This window comes from Paenibacillus uliginis N3/975 (assembly GCF_900177425.1).
Lineage (GTDB): Bacteria > Bacillota > Bacilli > Paenibacillales > Paenibacillaceae > Paenibacillus_AQ > Paenibacillus_AQ uliginis.
In genome coordinates this window covers 1,354,982-1,378,618 of the sequence record NZ_LT840184.1, presented here as the reverse complement: position 1 = coordinate 1,378,618, position 23,637 = coordinate 1,354,982, and the positions used below count along the sequence as shown (strand labels likewise).

Below are 23,637 nucleotides of genomic sequence, written 5' to 3'. Positions count from 1 at the left end.
TTATATTAAAGGAGGGGATTAAGTGGAGATTACATCCATCTCGCCGGTCAATCCGGCAGACTGGCCGGACATTCGCGAGCAGTGCTATGATTTCATGTGCCGTTTCGGTAACCGCCGACTCACGCGTGAAGGGTGCAACACCTTGCAGAAGATGTCGTTTGATCAGGTGCAACATCCAGGTACATCTCTTATTGCAGCAACCGTCCGCGGAGAGCATGGCAAGATGCCTGTTGGTATTTGCTTCGTGACTGGTTTCGGAGAGGATGCATGCTTGATTGCTGTTCATCCGCTGTACCGGAACAGGCATATCGGCACCTCCCTGATCCTCTTCCAGCTGTCAAGACTTGGGCGTCTGCGATGCAAGGTAGCCGCTGACAATTATTCAAGTCTTAAAATGTGTTTTCATGCCGGTATGCAAGCCGTAGCTTTAGAGAAAGGCCCCACAGGAAAACCTACGCTCGTCTTGAGCGGAGACTGTGAAACGCCTGTCGGTGCCTGTAATAACTTAGACTTAGACTCTTACTCAAGAAGGTGAACCACTGTGTCTCAACCCGTCTTAGGTATCCTGACACTGTACTTGAACAACCGGAAAAGGCTTGAAGAGGTCCCTGTCTATGAGCGTATGATTACGGAAGGACGTGAACTGGGGCTGGATGTGTTCGTATTTACACCTGCTGATGTGAATTCATCCCAAGGGCTCATCCATGCGCTGCAGTTCAATCCGGATACCGGCAGCTGGACCAGACGGTGGCGACCTTTTCCCCATATGATTTATGACCGCTGCCGCATTCAAAAAAGTGAACGATTCCAGCAGCTACTACGCTTTCGCTCACGATATAGACACCTTTTGTTTCTTAACAGACCGCTTCGCAATAAATGGACCGTTCATCAGACACTTTCCGGTCTTAAACGGTTTAGACCCCATTTGCCGGATACGATGCTCGTGAGCAGTATCGGAGACGTCAATCGGATGCTAGGCAAACATCATGCTGTCTACCTGAAGCCAATCAATGGGACCGGAGGACGCGGCATTTTACGAATCTCCAAAAGCATAGGTGTCCATGGCTCTTATGAGATCCGCGGCCGAAACACAAATCGGAGTATCATTACCCCTAAGAGGCTTCCAGCAGCTATGCTCAGTTCATTCCTGTCCGGCTGGGATATCAAGGGCCGGTATCTGGTCCAAGAAGGAATTCCGCTTGAACTGCCAAGCGGAAGGGTTCATGATTACCGGATGCTCGTACAGAAGAATGGTTTCGGAGAATGGGAAGTAACTGGTTGTGTCGGCCGTGTCGGCGCGATTAACAGCGTGACTTCGAATCTGCACGGCGGCGGAAGAGCAACAGGCATGAACGAGTTGTTGGATGAATGGATTCCTGAAATACAGAAACGCGAAAAGGTACGGGAGGATTCCGCGATGCTCGGCGTAGATGTATCCCGTTACCTTGAGGAAAAATACGGGGCTCTTTGTGAACTTGCGCTTGATCTGGCTGTTGATAAATCCGGTCGCATCTTGCTTTTGGAAGTGAATCCAAAACCATCACGTGAGGTATTTTCACAGGTTGGCGATAAGGATGCTTATCGTGTATCCTTGATAAGACCGCTAGAATATGCGCTGTGGGTCTATAACAGCCGAATCATTCGAAGAACCCCTAAAACAGCAACAGAGTAGCCCTGTCGAACTCTGCTTGTAGTTAAATTTAAAGCCCTGCCAAATCGGCAGGGCTTTCATACTTTATAATTCATTTATTCCACAGCGTTTTCATACAGGTTCAACAGCTCAGGGAAAGATGTAATGATAGCGTCTGAACCTTTCAGCTCCTGATCATTTCCGAACCCTGCGTACTGGCAGCCGATGACGGTCTGTCCGTTTTTCTTACCTGCTTCAACATCGGATGAACGGTCTCCTACCATCCATGCACGCTCGATACCATGGTTTTTGAGCAGGAGTGCTACCAAATCCACCTTCGAAGCCGTGCCATGCTGCCCAGCGCTGTAAAGTTCTTCGAACAATGGCATGATGTTCCGTGCGTCCGCGATGCCCTTCACATAATGCTCAAGTCCGTTGCTCGCTACAAACAAACGAACTCCACGGCGCTTAAGTTCCTGCAATGTCTCCTCCACACCGGGATACAGTACGGCATCTGGTTCCTTTAATCCTTCCAGCTCCAATTGAAGCAGCAGTTCGTCAGCACGGCGGTGGGCTTCCGGAGAGCCATCAGGCAATACAATTTTCCATATATCCTCAAGCAGCATCCCCAAGCAGCCGAGCATCAATTCTTCTTTCGGTGTTTCTCCCTTATGAAGACCTTCCTCCCGCAATATGTCGAACAATTTATGATATGCGGGCAGCAGCAGGGTCTCTGTCTGAAACAATGTACCATCCATATCAAAAATCATCGCTTTCGGTTTGGTCAGACTCTCGTTTCTCTCCATCTCTCTGTCATCCCCTTCATTCCCTCATGATGATTGTAATAATCTTCCCTCATCATAAAGGATGCCCCCCGCCCCTGCAAACGATATCCTCACAGCATTAGATAAAAAGACATCGATATATGGCAAATAACGTACAACTTTTACCAAATATAGTTGTTTATTAAGGTAATACTATTATCCACAATCTCAGTTATTTTACTGTACCCGTGAGGAGAAAGGATCATGATCAACATGAAGCATGACAATCTTCCCCTGAAGCTTCGTGAGCTGCAGAGCTGCATTGAAGCAGAACTTGAAAAATATGATGAAGAGGAACGGGGAGTGATTTTGAACCGATTCTTAAACCAATTGGAGATGAAAAGGCATAGAGCCAACCGTTTAACGGATATAAAAGAAGTCTGGCGCGCTCCTTACATATGGCTCATCGTTGCTGGCGGAATTGCACTGCCTGTTTTGCTGTATGTAATTTTTGTATGGTCGTCTCTGCTGCTGGAGGCTTGAATAATGCGACAATACTGAGGGCTTATCCTGAAAGGTACTATAAAGAGACGCTACGTGTACGCGTAGCGTCTAACAACAGACAAGGTAGTACTCTAGGCAACAGATTACAAGCTTTTCAGAATATTTTTTTCGTACCCCGGTCTTCCTTAATAATTTCAACCGCTTCTCGAAAACGGATAGCATGAATGATTTCTCTCTCCCGCAAAAACTTTAAACCATCCTGCAGATCCACATCATCCGTCATATCGATCAGCCACTGATATGTAGCCCTCGCTTTCTCCTCTGCCGCAATATCCTCATAGAGATCCGCGATGGGGTCACCCTTCGCCTGGATGTAGGCTGCAGTAAACGGAACGCCCCCCGCATTCTCGTAATAAAGAGCCTTGTCATGATTTGCATAATGGGCTCCGAGGCCTGCTTCCATCAGCTGTTCAACCGTAGCATCCTTCGTCAGCTTATATACCATCGTTGCTATCATTTCCAAGTGGGCAAATTCTTCCGTCCCGATATCGTTGAGTACACCAATGACCTTTTCCGGGATTGTATACCGCTGATTCAAATACCGCAGAGCCGCCGCCAGCTCTCCATCGGCTCCTCCATACTGTTCAATGAGGAATTTAGCCATCATAGGATCGCACTTGCTGACCCTTACGGGATATTGCAACTTTTTCTCATATACCCACATGGGATGAACCGCCTCCTTATTCTAAGACTTACTGACAGCCGAGCTGAATGACATATCGAGACAGCCCAGCTGCTGACACTGTTACACCTGCCAGGGCCACGGGGTCTCGGACCACTGAAACGGATATCTGGTATAAGAGTGACCGAAATTCATCAAAGGACCATAAAGATCCTGGAACTGCCTTGCCAAAATCATTCGTTCCTGAGCGAGCTTGTTATACTGCTCTATACTCTTCAGATCATTCGGATGTGTATTGAGAAACAGATTGAGCTCCAACAACACAAAATCGATAGCCTGCAGCTGCTCCAGAAGCTCATAATAACGGGGATCTCCGGGCTTAGGTCTGACTTCCTCCATGATCTACTCCCCTTTCAGTTTTCTAGAATTGTAGGGACTATAGAGAGCAGGCCACAACGTTCCATGCCTCAGAGCCTCCGCTGGACTGAACTGCGGCAAGTCGACCGGTTGAAATACGATGAATTGATTTACAGGAACAACATAAGTTCTATATGGTAGTGGAGGGCAAGGATCAAATGGGCCGCGATACGGGACGTACACACGTTCCTCAGGATTCGGTTTCAAAACATTTTCCTCCTTCATTTGGATTTCACTTCAAGCAGCACAAAATCTCGGTTCTTCGTAACTAACATATGTCATCCGCCCAGAAAATGAACTCAGAAAACACAAAAAAACCCTTTTCTCCACAAAAATAACGGGAAAAGGGCTTCTCGACAGCCTTATTAAAACTTGATCTTAATCTGGAACAACCCTGCCTTGCGCAAGGCTGAGTATAGAATGATGACCAACGGTCCGATAAAAAAACCGATCACTCCAACAAGCTTAAAACCAACATACATACTTATCAGGGCAGGAAGTGCTCCGATACCAACCGCATCTCCTATAACCTTAGGCTCCAGAACACGCCGGATCACGGTTATGAGAATGAACAATATAACAAGCCCTATACCTGTAAAAAGATCGCCTACAAACAGCAGGTAGATTGCCCATGGAACGAGCACCGAGCCCACGCCAAGTATCGGTAAAACATCGACAATCGTAACCAATAGCGCAATAGCAAGCGGGTAATTTACGCCGAGCAGCAGGAGACCGAACAACGTTATCACATAAGTGAACAAGCTTAGAATTAACTGAGCCCGCAAAAAACCGAAGATTGAGCTTTTCAAGCTGCCGAGAACTTCATTAACTTGGGACTGTGACTTCTCGTCAAAGAAAGAGAGGACGCTTGCCCGCATCGTGTCCAGACTGAGACTGAACAGATACAGTGCAACGCAGAAAACAATGGACGTAACGAACAAGTTAGGCAGTGTTTTGGCAAATGATAGAAATGTGGATGAGAGCGTGTTAACCAAAGACTGCACATATGATGATATGTTAGACATGAATGCAGTTAAACTATCCGCCAGACCCGGCTGAATACCATTTAGCATGCCTTGTGCTTGTAAAATGGTATTTTGCAAAAAATGGTTCGCCCCTTCAAAATACTGAGGAGCCTTACTCCAATACTCTACTAATTGGGCGAAAACCTGTAAGCCCATTATATAAACCAAGAACATCAGTACGAGCAAAAACAGCGTACAAGTAATTGTTGCTGCGGCTGTCCGGTTCAGACGGGCTCTTTTCATTAGAAGACGGTTAAACGGCTCAAGCGATATAGCAATGATCAACGCCAGTAAAAAAGGGGCCCCTACGGTGAACATACCATAGATTAAAAAGAGGCCCAGACCGATAAAAACTAACTGCTTCCCCGACATAGTCCACCTCCTTACTCATCAAGTTCCGTTCTTTTTATTCCGGTTCTGAGACTTGGTCCGCAGCGCGCTTTTTGTTGATATTTACACGAGTGATGCGCAAGCGGGTGGCCTCCTCAACTTCAAAGACAACACCGTCAAACACAATTTTTTTGCCTTTGTGCGGGTTTCCCTCAAGCTCTTTAAACAACCAGCCGCCAATCGAGTCAACCTTCTGCTCCTCAATAACTACCCCCGTCAGATCGTTGACATGCTCAATTAACATCCGGCCGTCCACGGAAATCATATCTCCGTTCACTTCCACTTCAGGACGCTCGTCCTCAAATTCATCATATAAATCCCCGACAATCTCCTCAAGTATCTTCTCTGCTGTCAAAATACCAGCTGTTCCTCCATACTCATCTACGACCAGCGCCATCTGCTCATGCCTTGTCTGCATTAAACGGAGTACTTGGCTGATCTCCATTGACTCCGGTACGTCCATGATGGGTCTGGCAATAGCGGCTAAATCCCTCTGCTGTTCAGTAGGGGCCATGAGCAAATCGGTAATGTGGATGAACCCGATAATCCGATCCTTGTTCTCACTAGCTACAGGATAGCGGGAATGCTTCGTTTCAGTCAAAATTTTCAGATTCTCATCCAAAGATAGATTCGTGTACAGGACATCCAGATCCGTACGTGGAAGCATAACCTCTCTTGCCCGCAGATCGGAAAAATCGAACAGGTTGTCCATCAACTTCATTTCGTTCTCATCGATGACTCCGCTCTTGGCGCTCTCATTCATAAGAATGCGTATTTCTTCTTCAGAGTGAGCTGCTTCCGCTTCACTCGCCGGTTCGATCCCAACCAACCGTAAAATACCGTTCGCAGATGCATTCAAAACCCAGATGACTGGAAGAAAAATACGATAAAACCACAGAAGTGGAGCAGATAAAAGAAGGGCTGTTCCTTCTGTTCGCTGAATAGCCAATGATTTTGGTGCAAGCTCCCCTAACACTATATGCAGAAATGTAATGATACAGAAGCCGATAGCGACGGAAATCGTCGTAATCAGTACTCCATCTGTCATTCCCATCCTATACATCAGTGGCTCTACTAATAGTTTTGAGATGGCCGGTTCCCCGATCCAACCTAGCCCCAAAGAGGTTAATGTGATACCGAGCTGCGTGGCAGATAAATAAGCATCCAGCTTCCGGTTCACTTTGAGAGCTACACCCGCCATGCGGTTTCCTTCACTAACCAGTTGGGTTAGTCTGGATTGCCGCATCTTGACGAGAGAAAATTCGGCTGCTACAAACACGCCGTTCAACAGAACAAGCAGGAAAACCAAGAGCAGGTTTAAAATCAGTCTCCCGACCTCAAACTCCTCCATTGCAATACGCCTTCTTTCGGATTCTAGTTTGTAATAGCTTTTCTTGTTTTGAAATCAATACCCTTATAGTACATATCCGCAACGAGTAAATTCGGACCACAGCAACTTGCAGCGTCACAGTGGCAATTTACCGTCTGATTCAACGGATGACCCGTTGACCATGCATCAAATATCTCATCAAGCCTTTGGTCTTTAATGTTTCCAAAAGGAGGAATGTCCGCAAAGTCAGTCACGTAAACATCACCCGAGAACAGGTTAACATTAACACGATTCCGTCCATCCGGGTCGTTCCGAACCGTCACATTCGGTTCGGAACGAAGACGATAAATCAGTTCCTGGTCACTTTTATCGCTATTGCAAGCGAAGAAAGGAAGTGTGCCAAATAGCATCCACATATCCGGGTCACGAACGTCGAGTAAACGGTGGATCGCCGATTTCATATCAGATAAAGACAGTACCGGCAGTGAAGCTGCGAAATTGGAAGCGTACATCGGATGCACTTCATGACGCTTGCAGCCCATCTGCTTGATCAACGTATGAATTCCGTCCAGCTTCTCATGCGTACGATAGTTAATCATAGTCTCGGCCGAGATGAACATGCCTTCCTTACTAAGCTTCTCTGAGTTGAGCATCATGGTGTCGTAAAGTCGATACGCCGCCTCTTTGGACACGGGATGTCCACTGTTCGCAAAACCAACCTCATGAAAATCATCTCCGTTCAAATAATTGAACGAAATATGCATTACATCGAGATAGGGCAGCATCTTCTCATACCTGCCGAGCTCCAGCGTCAAATTGGAGTTAATCTGTGTACGGATGCCGCGCTCCTTGGCATACTTCAACAAGGGTACGATAACGTTATCCACCGTTTTACCTAGAAAAGCCGGCTCTCCTCCTGTAATGCTGATTGTCTGCAAATGCTCCACCTCATCCAGTCGCTTCAGCATGATATCCAGCGGCAGCATCGGCGCCTCTTTCATGACAAGCATATCGCCAACCGCACAGTGCTCACAGCGCATATTACATAAATGGGTAACCGTCATTTCCACACTGGTCAGCACATGTCGTCCGTGATCACGCAATGATGTGATCGGATCCCACGGGTCATAACTCGGAGAAAGTGGTTTAAAGACTGGCTGATAGGACCTTGCTGTATTACTCATTGTTTTCCACCTTTATTTCTTTTATTAACCGAATGCTTAAATTACAATCGATCTATGTAGTAACGTAAAAGTCTGGATAATGTCCATTCCTCTATTATAGCATACCCATAACCCGTACTCTCATTGGCATCGACCTTATATCTCGCTTTGATCTGATCCGATCTTTCCGTCATATTTTACCGAAGCCTCTGAACCATGGCGCCGCCGGAACATCCATGCCGGACTCCACCAATTCGCTTTACCCAGCAGCTTCATGAAAGCTGGAACGAGCAATACCCGAATGACGGTTGCATCCAGCAAGACGGCGGCAGTCAATCCAAGGCCAATGGCTTTCATCACTTCATTGTCTGTAAATATAAACGCCCCTACGACAAAGGCCAGAATAAGTGCCGCACTTGTAATTAATCCTCCTGTGTTCTCCAGTCCCTCAGCCGTACTTAGCTCATTATCTCCCGTAGCCTCGTAGCTTTCCATTATACGTGATAGCAGAATAACCTCGTAGTCCATAGATATACCGAATACGACGCAAAAGATTAGTATGGGCAGTAGCGCAAAAATAGAGCCGGTGTGTGTAACTCCAAACCACTGAGCGCCCATTCCTTCCTGGAACACCCACACAACGATGCCAAGTCCAGCTCCTAAACTGAGGACGTTCATAATTACCGCCTTCAGCGGAAGTATGACAGAACGGAAAGCAAACAGTAGCACGACATACGTGGTAACAAACACAAACAGAAGTACATAGGGTATTCCCTGCCTGATTTTTTCTACAATATCGAGCTTGTAGGGCGGAGTTCCCGTAATGTAAGTCTGAATCCCAGGCATATCCATATTTCGCAGTTGGACGATGAGTTCTTCTGTCACTTTATCAGAATCGCCATATTTCGGTACAATGGCAGCCGCAGCCATCTTGTCCCGAACAACATGATACTTCTCCAGCTGCTGACGAATCTCTGGACGCGACAGGTACTCTGTTACTTGCTCAACGCTACCGCGGGAAACACTGGTGTAACTTTCCACCCGTTGAACGCCTGGGAGCTGCCGCACCTGATCCATGTAGCTCTTCATTGCCCCGACGCTTTGCGTTGTTTCATATGAATCCGGCAATTCAACGGCTACCAATATCGAACTCAATTCCCGTATATCATAAGCCTGTTTCAACAGGTCATATCCATAACGGGATTCATAGGATGGCGGCAGCACCTCCGCCGCCGGAATTTCGACCTTCATGGATTTGACCGGATATATAGCAATAACCAACAGCACGATGACCGAAATGGAAATGATAATAGGCCTTGCCATGACAAAAGCTGAAATCTTACGCCACATGCCCGATCCTCGTCCATGAAGAGCATGACGAAAACGACTTCCGAAAACAGGCAAGGTATCGATTTTGGGACCGAGCATAGATAATAAAGCCGGCAGCAGTGTATTGGCAGCCAACACCGATACGAGCACGACCGCAATTCCACCGATACTGAACGACCGAAAGATTGGCAAGTCAATAAATGCCATGCCTAGAAAACCGATCCAAACCGCTGCACCTGAGAATACAACCGCTTTTCCAGCCGAACCGCATGAAATGGCTATTGCCCGCTCCGTGTTCCCTTTTGAGATTTCCTCTCGAAAGCGGCTGACAACAAAGAGAGCATAATCTATTCCTACCGCAAGGCCCAGCATGGTAACCACATTCGGAAGAAAATTGCTGATACTTCCATCAAAAACAGCAACAAAATAAAGCAAGCCCATCGTCACCATTACGCTGACCAAACCTGCAACCAGCGGCAGCACTGCTGCCGTAAATGTGCCAAAGACAAGCAGCAAAATAAGAAGGGCCAATGGCAAGCCGATAATTTCTGCCGTGAAAATATCATTCTTCACAGCTTCGTTCATGTCCGCAAACACAGCTGTATTACCGGTCAGATATGTATCTGCTCCTGTGATCGGAGGGATGTCCGCTCTAATCTCATCAAAATGCTTCAGCGCCTCTACCGTATCTTCATTCAGCATTACAGTTACAGAAATAATATGATCCTGCCCAGGCTGCCTTGAAGCGATGTTGATAAACATATCACGAACATAGGGCTTGTCCTGCAGCGGAGCAAGTTCATTAAGTATCCGCTTCTGCTGCTTTCCTGTCGTCAGATTCTCGCCTTCTTTGCCTACGATGACGATATCGATTGTAGTTGAAGACAGGCCCAGCCCTTCCTCAAGCTTCTCGATCCCGATCAGGTATGGACTGTCTTCCGGTGAGAATCCGTTTTGCTGCAGTTGTGAGGGGAGCTGCAGTGCAAACGGAATTAAGACGCAGAACAAAACAAACCATGCAGCAACAATGGCACGGCGGAAGAGGTAAACAAAACGTCCCCACCTGTAAAACATATTTTCCTCGCCATGTTGATTCACGGTTCATCCTCCTTGCATCTCTATTAATCTGGGTTGGTCTGTCCGGTACCGGCTATCATCACAGCAAGTGATTCCGACAAGTCAATTTCATAGAGTTGTCTGAGTTCCTCCCCGGCAGCGTTGTTTAATATACGAACCACTGGCCGGTGAGGCACTTCAGAATGAATCTTGGAGACCACTCCGGTTTCCCCCGTTGAAAGTTGAACCGTCATCCCTGGAGGATATATGGCAACCCGATCCCGGAATATTGCAAGAAAACTTTGTTCATACAGCGTTCCCGAACCGGCGTACATTACTTCTACCGCTTGATGAGGCAGCATTGCAGGTTTGTATACCCGGTGTGTTGTCATCGCGTCATAAGAATCGGTTATTGCGATCCATTTAGCATATTCATGGGTCTCCGGACCCTTCAGGCCTCTTGGATATCCTGAGCCATCCAGACGCTCATGATGTTGGAGCGCACAGTGCGCAGAGATGAGCGGAATATTCGGCTCGTCCTTTAAAATTTTGAATCCAATCTCGGTATGCTTCTGTACTTCCCGGAATTCCTCATCGGTCAATCGTCCCGGCTTCTGAATCAGACCCGCAGGAATCCGGGTTTTGCCGATGTCATGCAGCAGTGCTCCGAGGCCTAGTACTCTGATTTCCTCCCGGCTGTAACCGTAGGAGATGCCAAGCACCATTGAATACAGACATACATTCAGGGAATGCTGGTACAGGTTAAAATCATTCGTGTTCATATCGGTAAGTAGCACCATCGATTCGTCCACCGCCGATATTTCGTCCATGATCGTCTCCATCATCCCGGAAAAGGTTTTGCCCAAATGAAGAAAACTGCCTTTCATTGTTGGCCGTTCCTCCAGGTTCTTGAAGCCCGTTCGGATGGAGCGGATCGCCTCTAGCTTGGTCTGCTGGCTCAGCAGTTCCGGAATTGCGATATCTTCTGTCTTCGCATCCTCTATATAAATATAACTAAGGTCTAGACCGCCCAACCGACGGATTAAACCATCCGTCAGCTTCACACCCTCCGCGAGCAGAATCAATCCGTCGCTATTGTATATTTTTTTGCCAAGAACCATTCCTGGCTTCAATAAGTTTACGGGTATAAGACGCAAACTGCCACTTCCTCTGCATTCGATATATGAATTGTTTCGCACCAAAAAATGTTGTGCTTGGGGTTTGTGAATGAAGGATTTCAAACTAATGCAGACAGCATTAATTACTGCATGATAAATAGCCAGAAAACAGCGGCCAGTACAAAACGGTAGATTGCAAAATGAGTCAGCCGGATTTTTTGGATCAGCTTCATAAATGCCAGAACTACAAAGTAAGCTACCACGAATGATACGATAAAACCGGTAATAAACAGTCCCAGCACATCTGTTGTAAAGTAACGATACGATTTCAACAGCTCATACCCTGCCGCCGCACACATAATCGGAATTGCAATCAGAAACGAAAAGTCTGCAGCTGCCTTGTAGCTCACTCCGCTCAGCATCCCTCCGGAAATCGTCGAGCCTGAACGGGAGAAACCGGGCCACAACACCGATATAATCTGATACAAGCCGATCAAAAGCGCCTGCTTGTACGTCAGGTCATCCATATCATGGGCAGTAATCCGAGATTTTGTTTTATTGTACCACTCCGCAAACATCATAAATATACCACCTGCCACAAGAGCATACAGCACAGTTTGGGCGCTAAACAAACCTTTAATGAAATCCTTCGCAAAAAAAGCAACGGTGAGAGCCGGAGCTATCCCCAGAATAACATGCATAAGGTTCAATCTCTTCTTCGGTACCCCTTGCTTGATCAACGGTTCACTATGGCTCCAGCCCAGTAGATTCATAATACGACTCCAATAAACAATCGCGATCGCGAGGATCGCACCGAGCTGAATGACGATCTCAAACGTCTTCATAATCGGTGTCTGATCGTCATACCCCATCACCTTAGCGGTTAAGATCATATGCCCCGTCGATGATACCGGAATAAATTCCGTAAGTCCTTCAACAATTCCTAAAATAATGGATGCGATAAAATCCATAGCCATCCCCTCTCATCCTTCAGCTTTGTCCTACTCATATGTATGCTCGGCCGAAGGAAGATAGTCGGATGTTCAGGATAACCACCGGGTAAGAAAGCTTTCCTCCAGCGCTCCAGGGCGCGAAAGTTCTTGCCTCAGCAGATCGCGGATGAACTCAGGAAGCATATAAAGTACATCTTGGCCTTTAGCCAATGTTTCATATCCGACTTTAAAGGTGAACATATCCAGCGTTCCAACAGCATACTCCCGGTCCTTCTCAATCGGTACACCTTGGATACTGGCCTGAGTTATTTTGTGGTAATGAAGACCTGCTTCGTTGTACAGTACCTCTAATCCATCTAAAGCCAAAACTCCAAGGACTTTTCCCCGAAAGCCAAAGCCCATGATCTTCTTATTATAAAACTCAGGGAGCAAGCTCTCTTCCAGAGCTTGAAGAATATCGGAGCCACGAAGCTTCACAACGCAAGGATTGATAGGCGATGGACATAGCCCATGTATCATTCCGACACTAATCTGTCCTGCAGGAAGATGACCAAGCAGCTGTCCGGAATTTACGATTGCAATATCTGTGTTCGTGTGATGGCGAACCGCCTGTGCAAGCAAATTGGCCAATGAGGATTCCTTCTCATAATCCACTTCAAGCTTTCGATCCGTAACCGCAACAGCTTCCTGCAAACGCTCTTCAGCTTGTTCACGATGTATTAACACCGCATTCTCCACTTCAGGATCAATCTCCGTACGCTCCACAGGAATACAGCGCCCGCTCATAACGGTAAAATGCTCTTGTGGAGCTTTGCGTTCCAGCTCGACTTTGCCTACATAATGACCGAATTTTCCAGCTCCACAAACAGCAGTTCCATTAATAAATAATGGTTCCTCTAATACATGGTGGGTGTGACCGCCCAGAATGATATCGATGCCGGATACACGATCTGCTATAGCTTTGTCGGCTGTAATGCCTAGATGAGACATGACAATCACTACATCTACCTGATTTCTCAGGATTTGTACCTGTTCCGCAATTGAAGCTTCAGGATCTTTGGCATCCCAACCCAAAAGTTTATAAAAGCTGTCAAAAGCTGCCGTTGCTCCTGTTATTCCGACCTTAATGCCATTCTTCTCTAGAATGACATGCTCTTTCATCCAGGCGGGGGGCTTGCCTCCGATAATCTCAAAAATGTTGCAACATACGACAGGACACAGCAATCCTGAATAGGCTGTTTCCAAAGCTTCCACTGGAACAGTCAGGCCTTCATTATTGCCGATCGTGATGGCGTCATAGCCGGTCAGATTTATCACATCCACATTTGCCTGCCCCATCGTACCTTCCGTCTCAACAGCTGCTCTGTCCATATGATCACCTATATCCAGGACTAACACAGCTTCTTCCCCTGCAGCTTTTCTTTCCCGGGAAATAACTGCCGCATTTGCACTCATCATTTCAAAATGGCTGTGAATATCGTTGGTGTGCAATATCGTCAGCTTATCAGTCGCCATCTGACTCATAGCGGCCCCTCCCCGTGACATAATCGATTTTTTCGGTCTTACAAGCATAACATTTTAACCGTGATTATGGTATATTGAAGCCCATAAGAATTCGAGGTGAACCTATATGAAAAATAACGTTCAAGTCTTACTTTTTGCAGGTTTAGCAGACCGAATCGGTGCATCTGTCCTTAGCGTTCCCGTCAAGGAATTCCCCATCAGTACCGAAGAGCTTAAAGCTATTATCCGCGAGACCTACCCCCACGCAGGCTCGCTAATCGATATATCATTCGCTGCTGTAAACCAACAATACGCAGCTAAGGATAGCCTTATTACTGAAACCGACGAAGTAGCTCTGATTCCTCCCGTTTCCGGCGGTGACGGATTGCCTAGTGATGAAGAGGAGCACAAGAAATATGCCGGATGTACACCGGATGGCATGTGTGTCATCACAACCGATATATTATCTCCTGAAGATACACTCGCAAAAGTTCTCCACCCTAACCACGGTGCCTCGTTGAATTTTGTCGGAACGACAAGAGAGATGACAGGCGACCTTCGCACTATCACATTGGAGTACGAGGCTTATATCCCGATGGCATTGCAAGAAATGCAAAAAATCCGTTCTAACATTCAGACCTCTTGGCCTGGTACAGCATGTGCAATTTCACACCGGATTGGCACCGTCGATATAGGAGAAATCAGTGTCGTTATTGCCGTTTCTTCCCCACATCGTGATACATGTTATGACGCAAGTCGCTACGCTATCGAGGAATTAAAACGAACGGTTCCTATTTGGAAGAAAGAACGCTGGGAAGACGGGTCTCAATGGAAAGGGCCACAGACAGGGACTTGGGACCCAATCAATAATGACTGTTAGTCAATAAGTCATTGTAAATCCATTTTTTTCTTGCTAAGATTGATTTATAATAAAACTATATACTTAATTACACAGGTAAGAGGTGCAATGATTTGAGAGTACACGTCACGGACCTGATACCCGGTGATACAATGCTGCGAGAAATTTTCAACAGAAATGGTGTCCATGTCCTAAAAAAAGGAACGATTGTTCAGCTCGAGGAAATATCGAGGCTTTTGCAGCATAGTATCGACTATATTGATATTGAACCCCGTGAGATCCTCTTGTCTATTGATCCGTCGTCTGAAACACCGGAATCACTGAGCAAGGTCAAACCGCATTTTGACCAAGCCATTGACGGATTTTCCACTATTTTTATGGAAGCGTTTAAAACCGGAAAATTTAACAAAAGTGTCGTTGATGATTCATTTCAGCCTGTTGTTGGTTCCTTAATGGGACAAAAAGACGTCGTTTCTCTTCTTCTGCTGCTGAACGGTAAGGACGATTATACATACAAGCATTCCATGCAGGTCGGTATGCTTTCCTATTACCTTGCCACATGGATGGGCTACTCCTCTAGAGAATCCTATGACATTGGCAAAGCTGGTTATCTGCACGATATCGGCAAGAGCAAAATACCGAAAGAAATACTGGACAAGCCTGGTAAACTCTCTCCTCAGGAGTTCGAGGAGATTAAACTGCATACGGTTTATGGTTATGATATCATTCGCGAGTCCATCGACGACAAGGTTACAGCACTTGTTGCTCTGCAGCATCATGAACGGGATGACGGAACTGGATATCCAAAGAGCCTTCGTGAAGAACAGATTCACCCATACTCTCATATTACAGCTGTAGCGGACGTTTACAGTGCCATGACAACCAACAGGGTCTATCAGTCCAAACAACAACTGCTTATCGTTCTGAGGGAGCTCTATAGCCTTAGTTTCGGTAAATTGAATGGCAAACCTTCACATGCTTTTATCCAGAACATGCTTCCGAACTTTATTGGAAAAAAAGTCATTCTCTCCTCAGGGGAGTCCGGAATCATTATCATGAATAACCAATCGGACTATTTCCGTCCACTCGTTCAAACCTCTGACCGATTTATTGATCTTTCCAAGGAACGGGAATTCGCGATTCAAGAAATACTATTTTAATTATCATCAACGAAAGAAAAGCCTTCCCAGTAGAGTAGACTAATCTACTGGGAAGGCTTTTCTATTTTGAATCAATCGTAATAGCGAATGTATTATGAACCTATGTTAGAAAATAATCCGCCATCGTACAGAACAGAATCACCATACTGATCACCTGATTCAAATTGTAGGAGGCCACATTCATCCGCTTGCGATTTGATGGCTTAATGATGTTATGCTCAACTGCAAGCAGTATTGTCGCGAACAGGATGCCAATCAGGTACAACCAACCGAGGTCTTGAAGAACGTACAGGGAGAATAACAGAAGTACCATAATCGTATGCAAGCCGCGCGCAATAAAGAGCGCTTCATCCAGACCGAACACGCGCGGCACACTCCAGAGGCCTGTCTCGCGGTCGAATTCTATATCCTGTGTCGCGTAGATAATATCGAAGCCGCCGATCCACAGCATGACGATCGTGCCGATCACGAATGGCGTGAAGGCGAATTCGCCCGTTACAGCGAACCATGCGCCAATCGGTGCGGAGGCGATGGTAAAGCCAAGATACAGGTGGCAGAGCCATGTAAAGCGCTTTGTGTAAGAGTACGAGCAGATTAGTATGATGGCCACCGGCGACAACCACAAGCATAGCGGATTCAGCATACCCGCTGCGAGTATGAAAATTGCAAAGTTGACAACAACGAAGGTCGTCACTTCGCGTTCATGCAGCAGCTTGCGCGGCAGATGGCGATGCGCCGTACGCGGATTCGCCGCGTCGAATTGCCGATCTACGAGGCGATTAAAGGCGTTGGCGCCGTTACGTGCGGCAACAAGCGCAATAAGTGACCATAGGAGCACATACCCGGATGGGATGCCTCCTGCTGCCCACACCATCGAGATGAGTGCGAAAGGCAGGGAGAATAATGTATGCGAAAACATGACGAGCTCACCAAACATTCGGGTCTTGCGCGTAAACTTGCGAATCAGTTCCATGACCGGATCAGCACTCCCCTGCTTCGCAAGCTGTCAACACGTCGTCCAGCGCCTTCAGCATTGCATCAACGTCTTGAGACGGCATGATGATCGGCGGCTGGAAAGCCAGCACATTGCGGCCAGTGCCGTTCTTGCCGATAATATAGCCGAGATCCTTCATCTGTTCTAGCACAGCATCCGTCAAGTCAGCACTCGCTTGTGCATCTGCTCCGCGCAATTCCGCTCCGCACATAAAGCCTTTACCGCGTACATCCACGATAAGCTGATGCTTCTCCTGCAGGATACGGAGCCCTTTAATGAGGCGTCCGCCCACCCGCTCCGCACGCTCAACCAGGCCTTCATGCTCGATATAATCCAGCACAGCCAGTGCTGTCACAGCTGACATTGGATTACCGCCGAAAGTAGACGCCGACGGTCGATTGAAGCTCGCTGCAATCTCATCTGTCGTCGCAAACGCTCCGATCGGCACCCCGTTGCCGAGCGCCTTCGCCATCGCCATAATGTCCGGCACGACGCCGTAATGCTCCATGGCGAACATCTTACCCGTGCGGCCGAAACCAGTCTGAATCTCATCTGCGATGAGCAGAACGCCATACTGTTCGAGCAGCGCTTTTACCTCGCGGAAGTACCAATTCGGCGGAGTAATCATGCCCCCGTTGCCTTGAATAGGTTCAACAATCATCGCTGCGATTGTATCTCCCTTCTTGTCAAGCACCTCACGGAGCGCTTCAACCGAGCGGCGTGCAGCCGTCTCATCATCCAGTTCCGGATCATAAGGGCGCGGAATGAACGTAACGCCTGTATCCAGGTGATCATCCGAGCGCCACATCGGAATACCTGTCACGCCCATCGTCAGATACGTGCGGCCATGCAATCCGTACTCAAGTGCGATAAAGTCTCGGCGCTTTGTATGCAGCCGAGCAAGCAGCATAGCGCCTTCATTCGCCTCTGATCCACTATTGCAGAAGAAGGTGCGCTTCAGGCTGCCCGGCAGCACTCCGTTCGCTAACCGTTCAGCCAGATCGACCATTGGCTGCGTCAGATAGATCGTCGTTGTATGCTGCAGCGTCTGAAGCTGCTCGATCGTCTTCGCCGTAATCTGCTCATTGCAGTGTCCGCAGGCAACGACAGATACGCCTGCGAAGAAGTCCACATATTCACGTCCCTGCTCATCATACAGATATTGCATCTTTCCCCGCACAATTTGCGGCGGATTTCTATAAAAATGATGCGTACACGGGAAGAAATATTGTTTACGCTTCTCCAATACTCCTTCTGGACCGATATATGACGCCTGCTGACTATGACCATGATCTTGATTCAAGTTACTCACGTTCATCCACCCTTTGTATATATGATTTCCCGCAAGAAGCGGCAGACAAGGATGTCTGCCGCCCTCCTTGAGTGCTGCGATGATGTATGACAGAAATAGACAGATATTAATTAATCCCTATACCTCTACTGGCTCTAGCTTAAGCGCTTGACCGAACTGCAGTGAGCCAAGGGTATAGCCTGCAAAAACGGGCTGCATCCCCTTAAACAGAGAATCACACTGCGTCAGATCCTTAACGGCCTCCTTATAGACAGAGACGATATGGCCTAGCTGCTCAGGCGTATAAGTCTTACCTTCAATGCGGAAATGATCAACCCCTGCTTCGTGCAATTCCTTTAGCATAGGCAAATAGCACAGCTCTTTCGAGAGAGCCAGATGATTACGTCCGCTCCAATCGCGGTATACCGGGTTCTCCCCTTTATCCGTCATAAGTACGAGGTACTGGTTATCGACGAATTTATTATCCTCTTCACCAATCGATTCCATCACTTCCGTGTTCTCGTACAGATCAAGCTCCAGATACATGACGATTGGCGAACCGTGCACAATAACCTCAATTGGAACATTCGTGTTGTCCAGCAGCTTCGTCAAGTCATTCAGAGGAAGCTCAAGCGAAGCATGAAGACGCTCCATATTGAAACGCTCATGATAGAGAGCAGCCGACATATGGTTAAATACGTTCAGATTGAAGTCCGCAACCATCGGCAACTGCACATCACGGAACTTATGCATCGCACCGATATTTGTCACGAGTAAGCCGTCCAATCCATAGAAGCCATTGCCTGCACCCGCACGAATAAATTGATTGTATTGCTCCATATGAAGCTCCGTCATCATTCTCGGCATGCCGAGCAGAATTTGTGCATGGCCCTTTTCAGCAGTAAGTGCCTCAATCTCTTCGCGGGTAAAAGGACGATCCGGCTGGTACACATCTCCGGTCAGATATATCACATCAGCGCCTGCTGCGAGAGCAGCACGGGCTTGTTCGACATTGTTCACATGGACGCTCACCTTAGGTGCTGCATGAGCAGTTCCTTCACGCTTTGCACTGCCCAGTCTGTCACGGACTTGCTCTACACGATCAAGCTTAAGCTCACGCTCCGCTGTCGGCGTGCTGAAAACCTTGCCCGTGCTGTAAAACTTGCCTGTGCCCTCATAACGGCGGTTAATGTAATTCAAGCCAGGCTTATCGAAAGCATAGCCTGTCGAGAAATCACGCTTGCGATTCTCATACAACGCTTCTGCATCCTGCTTACGATTAAAGCCGATTGGATCGGCGATATAGCGATCAATTGCATCGCCATAGCTATTGACAAGCAAGCGGAGAAACTCCTCGTCACGCATTCGTCCTTCAATCTTGAAAGACACAATGCCGGACTTAATGAGCTCTGGAATATGCTCATACATGTACATGTCCTTCGCTGCTAACGGATATTCCGTAGGATAGATATGACCATCCTTCTTCACCCGATAATCCCAGCGGCAAGGCTTCATACAGCGTCCACGGTTCGCGCTGTTGCCATACAGCATTGAGCTAATCAAGCAGTTCCCTCCGTGAACCGTACACATGTCACCATGGATAAAGTATTCAAACTCCATGTCTGTCTTCGACTGTAAAAGTTCCGCTGTGCGCAGGTCCATCTCGCGAGAGGCAACGACACGTGTTACCCCCATTTCCTTCAGAGCTTCAATCATATCCATATTGTGAACGTTCATCATTACGGAAGAGTGCACCGGGATATTCGTATAATTCATGCTCTGAATGAGTGGGAACACGGCCAAGTCCTGTGCAATGATAGCATCGGGTTTAGCCTCATTCAAGAAGGCAAAATAACGTTTAGCTTCATCCAGATCCTCTTCATTCATGAGATTGTTCACTGTAACATACGCACGCTTGCCGCGTTCATGTGTCATCTCGATTGCTTGACGAACTTCCTCATAGCTCAGGTTGTATCCTTTGCGCATCATACGCATATTCAGGGAAGGTCCACCAAAATACACCGCGTCACAATTCATATCAATAACTGATTTAAAAATATCAAATGTTCCAGCAGGAGCTAACAGTTCGACTTCTTTTCCGTTAAAAAATCTGGCCATAGTCGTTCCTCCTTACCACTCTGGGTAAACATGTTAAAATTTGAATTATATTAATTATAGCATCGAACATTCACATTGTGATTGAATTCACAAATTGTTAAATGTAAAGCGATTTCATGACCATTCTACGGCTAGAAACCATCGTGAAAACACCAATACTATGATGTTAATCACAAATAACAAGGTGTGCGTTAGACAAACAAAAAGAAACTATTTTGAACAAAGATTGATCAGAATGGTTTCTTCTATATAGAACTGCTAATTTAGTTTTTATACAATAAGTTAAATATAATCTGTTATCTGTTCTTGATTTATAATTTTTTTTATTTTGAAATTAAATATCATCTGTACACACGTATAAATTACATTTAATATTAACAAAATTATTAATATAGTAATCGCATTTGTTTGAAAAGGCATATAGTCACCAGTTTGTATTGATAGTCTCTTTTGTATTAATTGGCTTATCCAGATACTCGGAAAAAGTGTCACGATAAATGAGAAGCACAAAATTGGTCTATAAATATTAATTAGCATTTTATTAATTTGCTTTGTTTGGTATCCTAATAAATCCAATACTAATATATCTTTTATTTTTTCTTGAAAATGGAGTAATAACACTAAATAAATTAAAAGGCAGCCAATTATACATCCCAATACTTGATTAATGACCCCACTCATACGGTTAGATACCGCATTTTTATCCAATTCTATCAATCTGTCTGTCATCGTGATGGTCTTTCCATTGTGCATATTTAAAGGCTCCGTACTCAAAACGCCTGTATGAACGTTTTTCGGAACACCTAACCACTCGGCCACTTGTTTTTTAGAGATATAAATCGAATTCGTCTCTGCATTTTCAGCTATATCTAATATGGTTGCCGTTTGCCTTTGTCCAGAAATTGTAAAAGTAATTTTGTCCCCTTTGTGGAATCCATACAGTTCCTTGAGTGCCGGATTAATTAGAACTTGATTATCTGTTGGAATTGTCAATGATGTGCCTTGTTCATTTTTTAGTTCAAGCAGATGGACAGGTCCATCCATTCCAACGATCTGTTGAACAACTTCTTGTTTAGATTCAATTTCTATGGCGATAGGTGTTCGTAAATAATAGCTAACTTCATGATTACTTTCATCGTCTGTCTGATACTCGTCGTATTTTGTGTCAAAGCTATATCTATGTCCTTCTGTTTGGGATGTATATACTTTTTTACTACTTAAATTTAAAGAAATACTTATGACAAACAAAGATGTAACTATTCCTACAGTAATAATTGTTAATAAAATAGTTATTGGTTTTCTCATTGCTATCCTGACAGACAATTTATAACGTTTTGGTACAATATTTACGAGTTTTTCAGCCAAGCGATTTTCTTTTTGCTTGTCTGAACCATTGAGAAGTAATGCTGTTTCTTTATTATAAAACTGGTAACAAGCCCAAGTTGTAATAACGCACAAGACAATAACTACTGATACAACGCCCAACATGAAACTAAAGAGATGAATACCTTTTTTTACATTTTCAACAGAATAAGCTTCAATGCTGGCAGTTAGTAATAGATCAGAACCGAACCATCCTAGTATCATTCCTAGCAATGAGCCTACTATTGAAATTAGGAAAGTAAATGAGATGAATATAAAACATATCGTTTGATCAGTATAGCCTAGAGCCTTAAAACATCCGATTTCCTTTTTATGAAGAGTAAAATATCGTTTATAGAACATGTAGAAAATAAATCCAGTTATCAGAATTAAAATAATTAGAAAACTACGCGCAAGAATGGTATTGGATTGTAAAGCTGTAAGAAATTTTTCCTGATTATCCGTTAAAGTCTGGCCTGATTGAATCATTGAATTTAATGTACTCATATTTTCATCTACTGAGAATTGGACAAAAAAATACATAAAAGACGTCAATGTTACCAATGCAAAAAGGATGATAATATTGCTTTTCGTTTTTAATAAGCTTGTAAATGACTGTTTAAATAAATATTTCATTTAATTGATCTCCCAATCTATTTCATTTGCAGATAAAGGGGTTTCATTCCATATATCTTTATAAACAGCACCATCTTTCACCGTAATGACTCGATCTGCCGTTTCTGCAATTTTTAAATTGTGAGTAGTAAAAATAACTGTTACACCATATCTCTTTTTGATTTCATGTAAAAGGGCGACGACTATTTTACTATTTTCTTCATCAAGTGAGCCTGTAGCTTCATCGCAAAATAGAACATGAGGTTTTTTTATAATCGCTCTTGCAATGGCAACGCGCTGTTGCTGCCCTCCTGATAATTGGGATGGAAACTTATATAGAATGTCCTCAATTCCTAATATTTTTGTTAATTCGTTATACGATAGATCTACTTTTTGATGAGACATGCCAATTGTGATATTTTCTTCGGCGGTTAAATCTGCAAGCAATAAATAATTTTGAAAAATAATACTAAGTTCATTGCGCTTTAAATTTGATAGTTCTCTTTTGCTTAGTTTGGTGATATCAATATCATTGTAAAAAACTTTGCCAGAAGTCGGACGTAATAGACCAGATAAAACATTAAGTAATGTAGACTTTCCAGAACCACTTTGACCTAAAATAACCGTGAACGAATTAGATGAGATGGACAGGTCTATTCCTTTTAAGACCGTTTCGTTATTGTTGAATTTTTTTATTATTTTTTCTGCCCTGATAATTGGCTTCATTATTGTCCTCCATTCTCAAGCTGAAACTATTCTTTTCACCATCATGTCTATCTGCTCGTCTATCAGTGTTGGTGAAACAGACATGCTCAAAGCCATAATCGTTAACCCTTCAAGCAAAATCACAATTTGCCTTGCCATTCCATCTGTATCTAGAGGCATTATTTCTTTTCGCTCAATTCCATAGGAGAGTGTTTTCGAAATCATAGCAACAGCAACATTAAAGTACTGCTCTAAAATCCCCTCGAACGAATTATCTTTTTGAGATAAGAAGAACTCATAAATGGCTAACCTGATGGTGCTACCAATATTTAATAACTCCTCTTTCTGCTGCTGCAAAAATTCAGTTAAAATGGTTACGGCATTTTTTTCATTTTTCATGCTCTCAAAAAAATAAGAATGATCTACGCTTTTCTGAGACGATAAAATCCCCTCGAAAATTTCTTTAGTGGAGCTAAAATATTTGTATAAACCGCCTCGACTTATACCACATTCCTCAACAATGTCTTTCATAGTCACGGAGGTATAGCCCTCCCGAATAAAAACATGTGTAGCCTTTGCTAAAATATAATTTCTTTTCTCAACAGCTTTTGACCCCATATAAAAATGTACCTCCTGGAATTACTAATATAAAGCGAGTGACACATGTGT

At 45.1% G+C, this 23,637-nt stretch carries 22 protein-coding genes; 5 read left to right on the top strand and 17 right to left on the bottom strand.

Annotated elements, in window-relative coordinates; all coding sequences use genetic code 11:
• The first annotated feature begins 22 nt into the window (after positions 1–22).
• Positions 23–535 carry a GNAT family N-acetyltransferase gene (locus tag B9N86_RS06435; RefSeq protein ID WP_244562978.1) on the top strand — a complete coding sequence of 171 codons (513 nt, stop codon included), beginning with the start codon at positions 23–25 and terminating at the stop codon, positions 533–535.
• Between the two features lie 6 nt (positions 536–541).
• Complete coding sequence (locus B9N86_RS06430) at positions 542–1,672, top strand: YheC/YheD family endospore coat-associated protein (protein ID WP_208918273.1); 1,131 nt, start codon at positions 542–544, stop codon at positions 1,670–1,672.
• A gap of 74 nt (positions 1,673–1,746) precedes the next feature.
• Here B9N86_RS06430 and B9N86_RS06425 read toward each other — a convergent pair whose 3' ends face one another.
• Positions 1,747–2,436 (bottom strand): HAD family hydrolase, encoded by a 690-nt coding sequence (locus B9N86_RS06425; protein ID WP_208918272.1) that lies wholly within the window; start codon positions 2,434–2,436, stop codon positions 1,747–1,749.
• Positions 2,437–2,658: 222 nt separating this feature from the next.
• Here B9N86_RS06425 and B9N86_RS06420 point away from each other — a divergent pair, with 222 nt between their 5' ends.
• Positions 2,659–2,937 carry a hypothetical protein gene (locus B9N86_RS06420; protein WP_208918271.1) on the top strand — a complete coding sequence of 93 codons (279 nt, stop codon included), beginning with the start codon at positions 2,659–2,661 and terminating at the stop codon, positions 2,935–2,937.
• A gap of 115 nt (positions 2,938–3,052) precedes the next feature.
• On the opposite strand, the gene B9N86_RS06415 is transcribed toward B9N86_RS06420, so the two are convergent.
• From B9N86_RS06415 to B9N86_RS06370, 10 genes are all read right to left on the bottom strand, one after another.
• Positions 3,053–3,622: a manganese catalase family protein gene (locus tag B9N86_RS06415; protein ID WP_208918270.1), complete on the bottom strand. Its 570-nt coding sequence runs from the start codon at positions 3,620–3,622 to the stop codon at positions 3,053–3,055.
• 81 nt (positions 3,623–3,703) lie between these two features.
• On the bottom strand, positions 3,704–3,979 hold the full coding sequence (locus B9N86_RS06410) for a spore coat protein CotJB (RefSeq protein WP_208918269.1): 276 nt from the start codon (positions 3,977–3,979) through the stop codon (positions 3,704–3,706).
• A 3-nt stretch (positions 3,980–3,982) separates the two neighbouring features.
• Positions 3,983–4,204 carry a spore coat associated protein CotJA gene (locus tag B9N86_RS06405; RefSeq protein WP_208918268.1) on the bottom strand — a complete coding sequence of 74 codons (222 nt, stop codon included), beginning with the start codon at positions 4,202–4,204 and terminating at the stop codon, positions 3,983–3,985.
• A gap of 158 nt (positions 4,205–4,362) precedes the next feature.
• On the bottom strand, positions 4,363–5,394 hold the full coding sequence (gene ytvI, locus B9N86_RS06400) for a sporulation integral membrane protein YtvI (protein WP_208918267.1): 1,032 nt from the start codon (positions 5,392–5,394) through the stop codon (positions 4,363–4,365).
• A gap of 34 nt (positions 5,395–5,428) precedes the next feature.
• On the bottom strand, positions 5,429–6,763 hold the full coding sequence (locus B9N86_RS06395) for a hemolysin family protein (protein ID WP_208918266.1): 1,335 nt from the start codon (positions 6,761–6,763) through the stop codon (positions 5,429–5,431).
• Between the two features lie 23 nt (positions 6,764–6,786).
• Positions 6,787–7,926, bottom strand: a complete 1,140-nt coding sequence (gene yfkAB / locus B9N86_RS06390; RefSeq protein WP_208918265.1) for a radical SAM/CxCxxxxC motif protein YfkAB — start codon at positions 7,924–7,926, stop codon at positions 6,787–6,789.
• Positions 7,927–8,061: 135 nt separating this feature from the next.
• Positions 8,062–10,332, bottom strand: a complete 2,271-nt coding sequence (locus B9N86_RS06385) for an MMPL family transporter (RefSeq protein WP_208918264.1) — start codon at positions 10,330–10,332, stop codon at positions 8,062–8,064.
• Between the two features lie 23 nt (positions 10,333–10,355).
• Positions 10,356–11,447, bottom strand: coding sequence for an HD-GYP domain-containing protein (locus B9N86_RS06380; RefSeq protein ID WP_208918263.1), 1,092 nt, complete (start codon positions 11,445–11,447; stop codon positions 10,356–10,358).
• A 104-nt stretch (positions 11,448–11,551) separates the two neighbouring features.
• Entirely contained in the window at positions 11,552–12,379 is an 828-nt protein-coding gene (locus B9N86_RS06375; protein WP_208920135.1) for an undecaprenyl-diphosphate phosphatase, read from the bottom strand.
• Between the two features lie 72 nt (positions 12,380–12,451).
• Positions 12,452–13,885 (bottom strand): bifunctional metallophosphatase/5'-nucleotidase, encoded by a 1,434-nt coding sequence (locus B9N86_RS06370; protein WP_208918262.1) that lies wholly within the window; start codon positions 13,883–13,885, stop codon positions 12,452–12,454.
• Positions 13,886–13,991: 106 nt separating this feature from the next.
• Here B9N86_RS06370 and B9N86_RS06365 point away from each other — a divergent pair, with 106 nt between their 5' ends.
• Positions 13,992–14,744 (top strand): molybdenum cofactor biosynthesis protein, encoded by a 753-nt coding sequence (locus tag B9N86_RS06365; RefSeq protein WP_208918261.1) that lies wholly within the window; start codon positions 13,992–13,994, stop codon positions 14,742–14,744.
• A 92-nt stretch (positions 14,745–14,836) separates the two neighbouring features.
• A complete protein-coding gene (locus B9N86_RS06360; protein WP_208918260.1) occupies positions 14,837–15,883 on the top strand; it encodes an HD-GYP domain-containing protein in 1,047 nt (348 codons plus the stop codon).
• 100 nt (positions 15,884–15,983) lie between these two features.
• On the opposite strand, the gene B9N86_RS06355 is transcribed toward B9N86_RS06360, so the two are convergent.
• The 6 genes from B9N86_RS06355 to B9N86_RS06330 form a co-directional block, all read right to left on the bottom strand.
• Complete coding sequence (locus tag B9N86_RS06355) at positions 15,984–16,856, bottom strand: UbiA-like polyprenyltransferase (protein WP_208918259.1); 873 nt, start codon at positions 16,854–16,856, stop codon at positions 15,984–15,986.
• A 7-nt stretch (positions 16,857–16,863) separates the two neighbouring features.
• Positions 16,864–18,189, bottom strand: a complete 1,326-nt coding sequence (locus tag B9N86_RS06350; RefSeq protein ID WP_244562977.1) for an aspartate aminotransferase family protein — start codon at positions 18,187–18,189, stop codon at positions 16,864–16,866.
• A 117-nt stretch (positions 18,190–18,306) separates the two neighbouring features.
• Positions 18,307–20,286: a peptidase U32 family protein gene (locus B9N86_RS06345; protein WP_208918257.1), complete on the bottom strand. Its 1,980-nt coding sequence runs from the start codon at positions 20,284–20,286 to the stop codon at positions 18,307–18,309.
• 282 nt (positions 20,287–20,568) lie between these two features.
• Positions 20,569–22,284: an FtsX-like permease family protein gene (locus B9N86_RS06340; RefSeq protein WP_208918256.1), complete on the bottom strand. Its 1,716-nt coding sequence runs from the start codon at positions 22,282–22,284 to the stop codon at positions 20,569–20,571.
• Positions 22,285–22,989 (bottom strand): ABC transporter ATP-binding protein, encoded by a 705-nt coding sequence (locus tag B9N86_RS06335; RefSeq protein WP_208918255.1) that lies wholly within the window; start codon positions 22,987–22,989, stop codon positions 22,285–22,287.
• A gap of 15 nt (positions 22,990–23,004) precedes the next feature.
• Entirely contained in the window at positions 23,005–23,586 is a 582-nt protein-coding gene (locus B9N86_RS06330) for a TetR/AcrR family transcriptional regulator (protein ID WP_208918254.1), read from the bottom strand.
• Positions 23,587–23,637 lie beyond the last annotated feature (51 nt).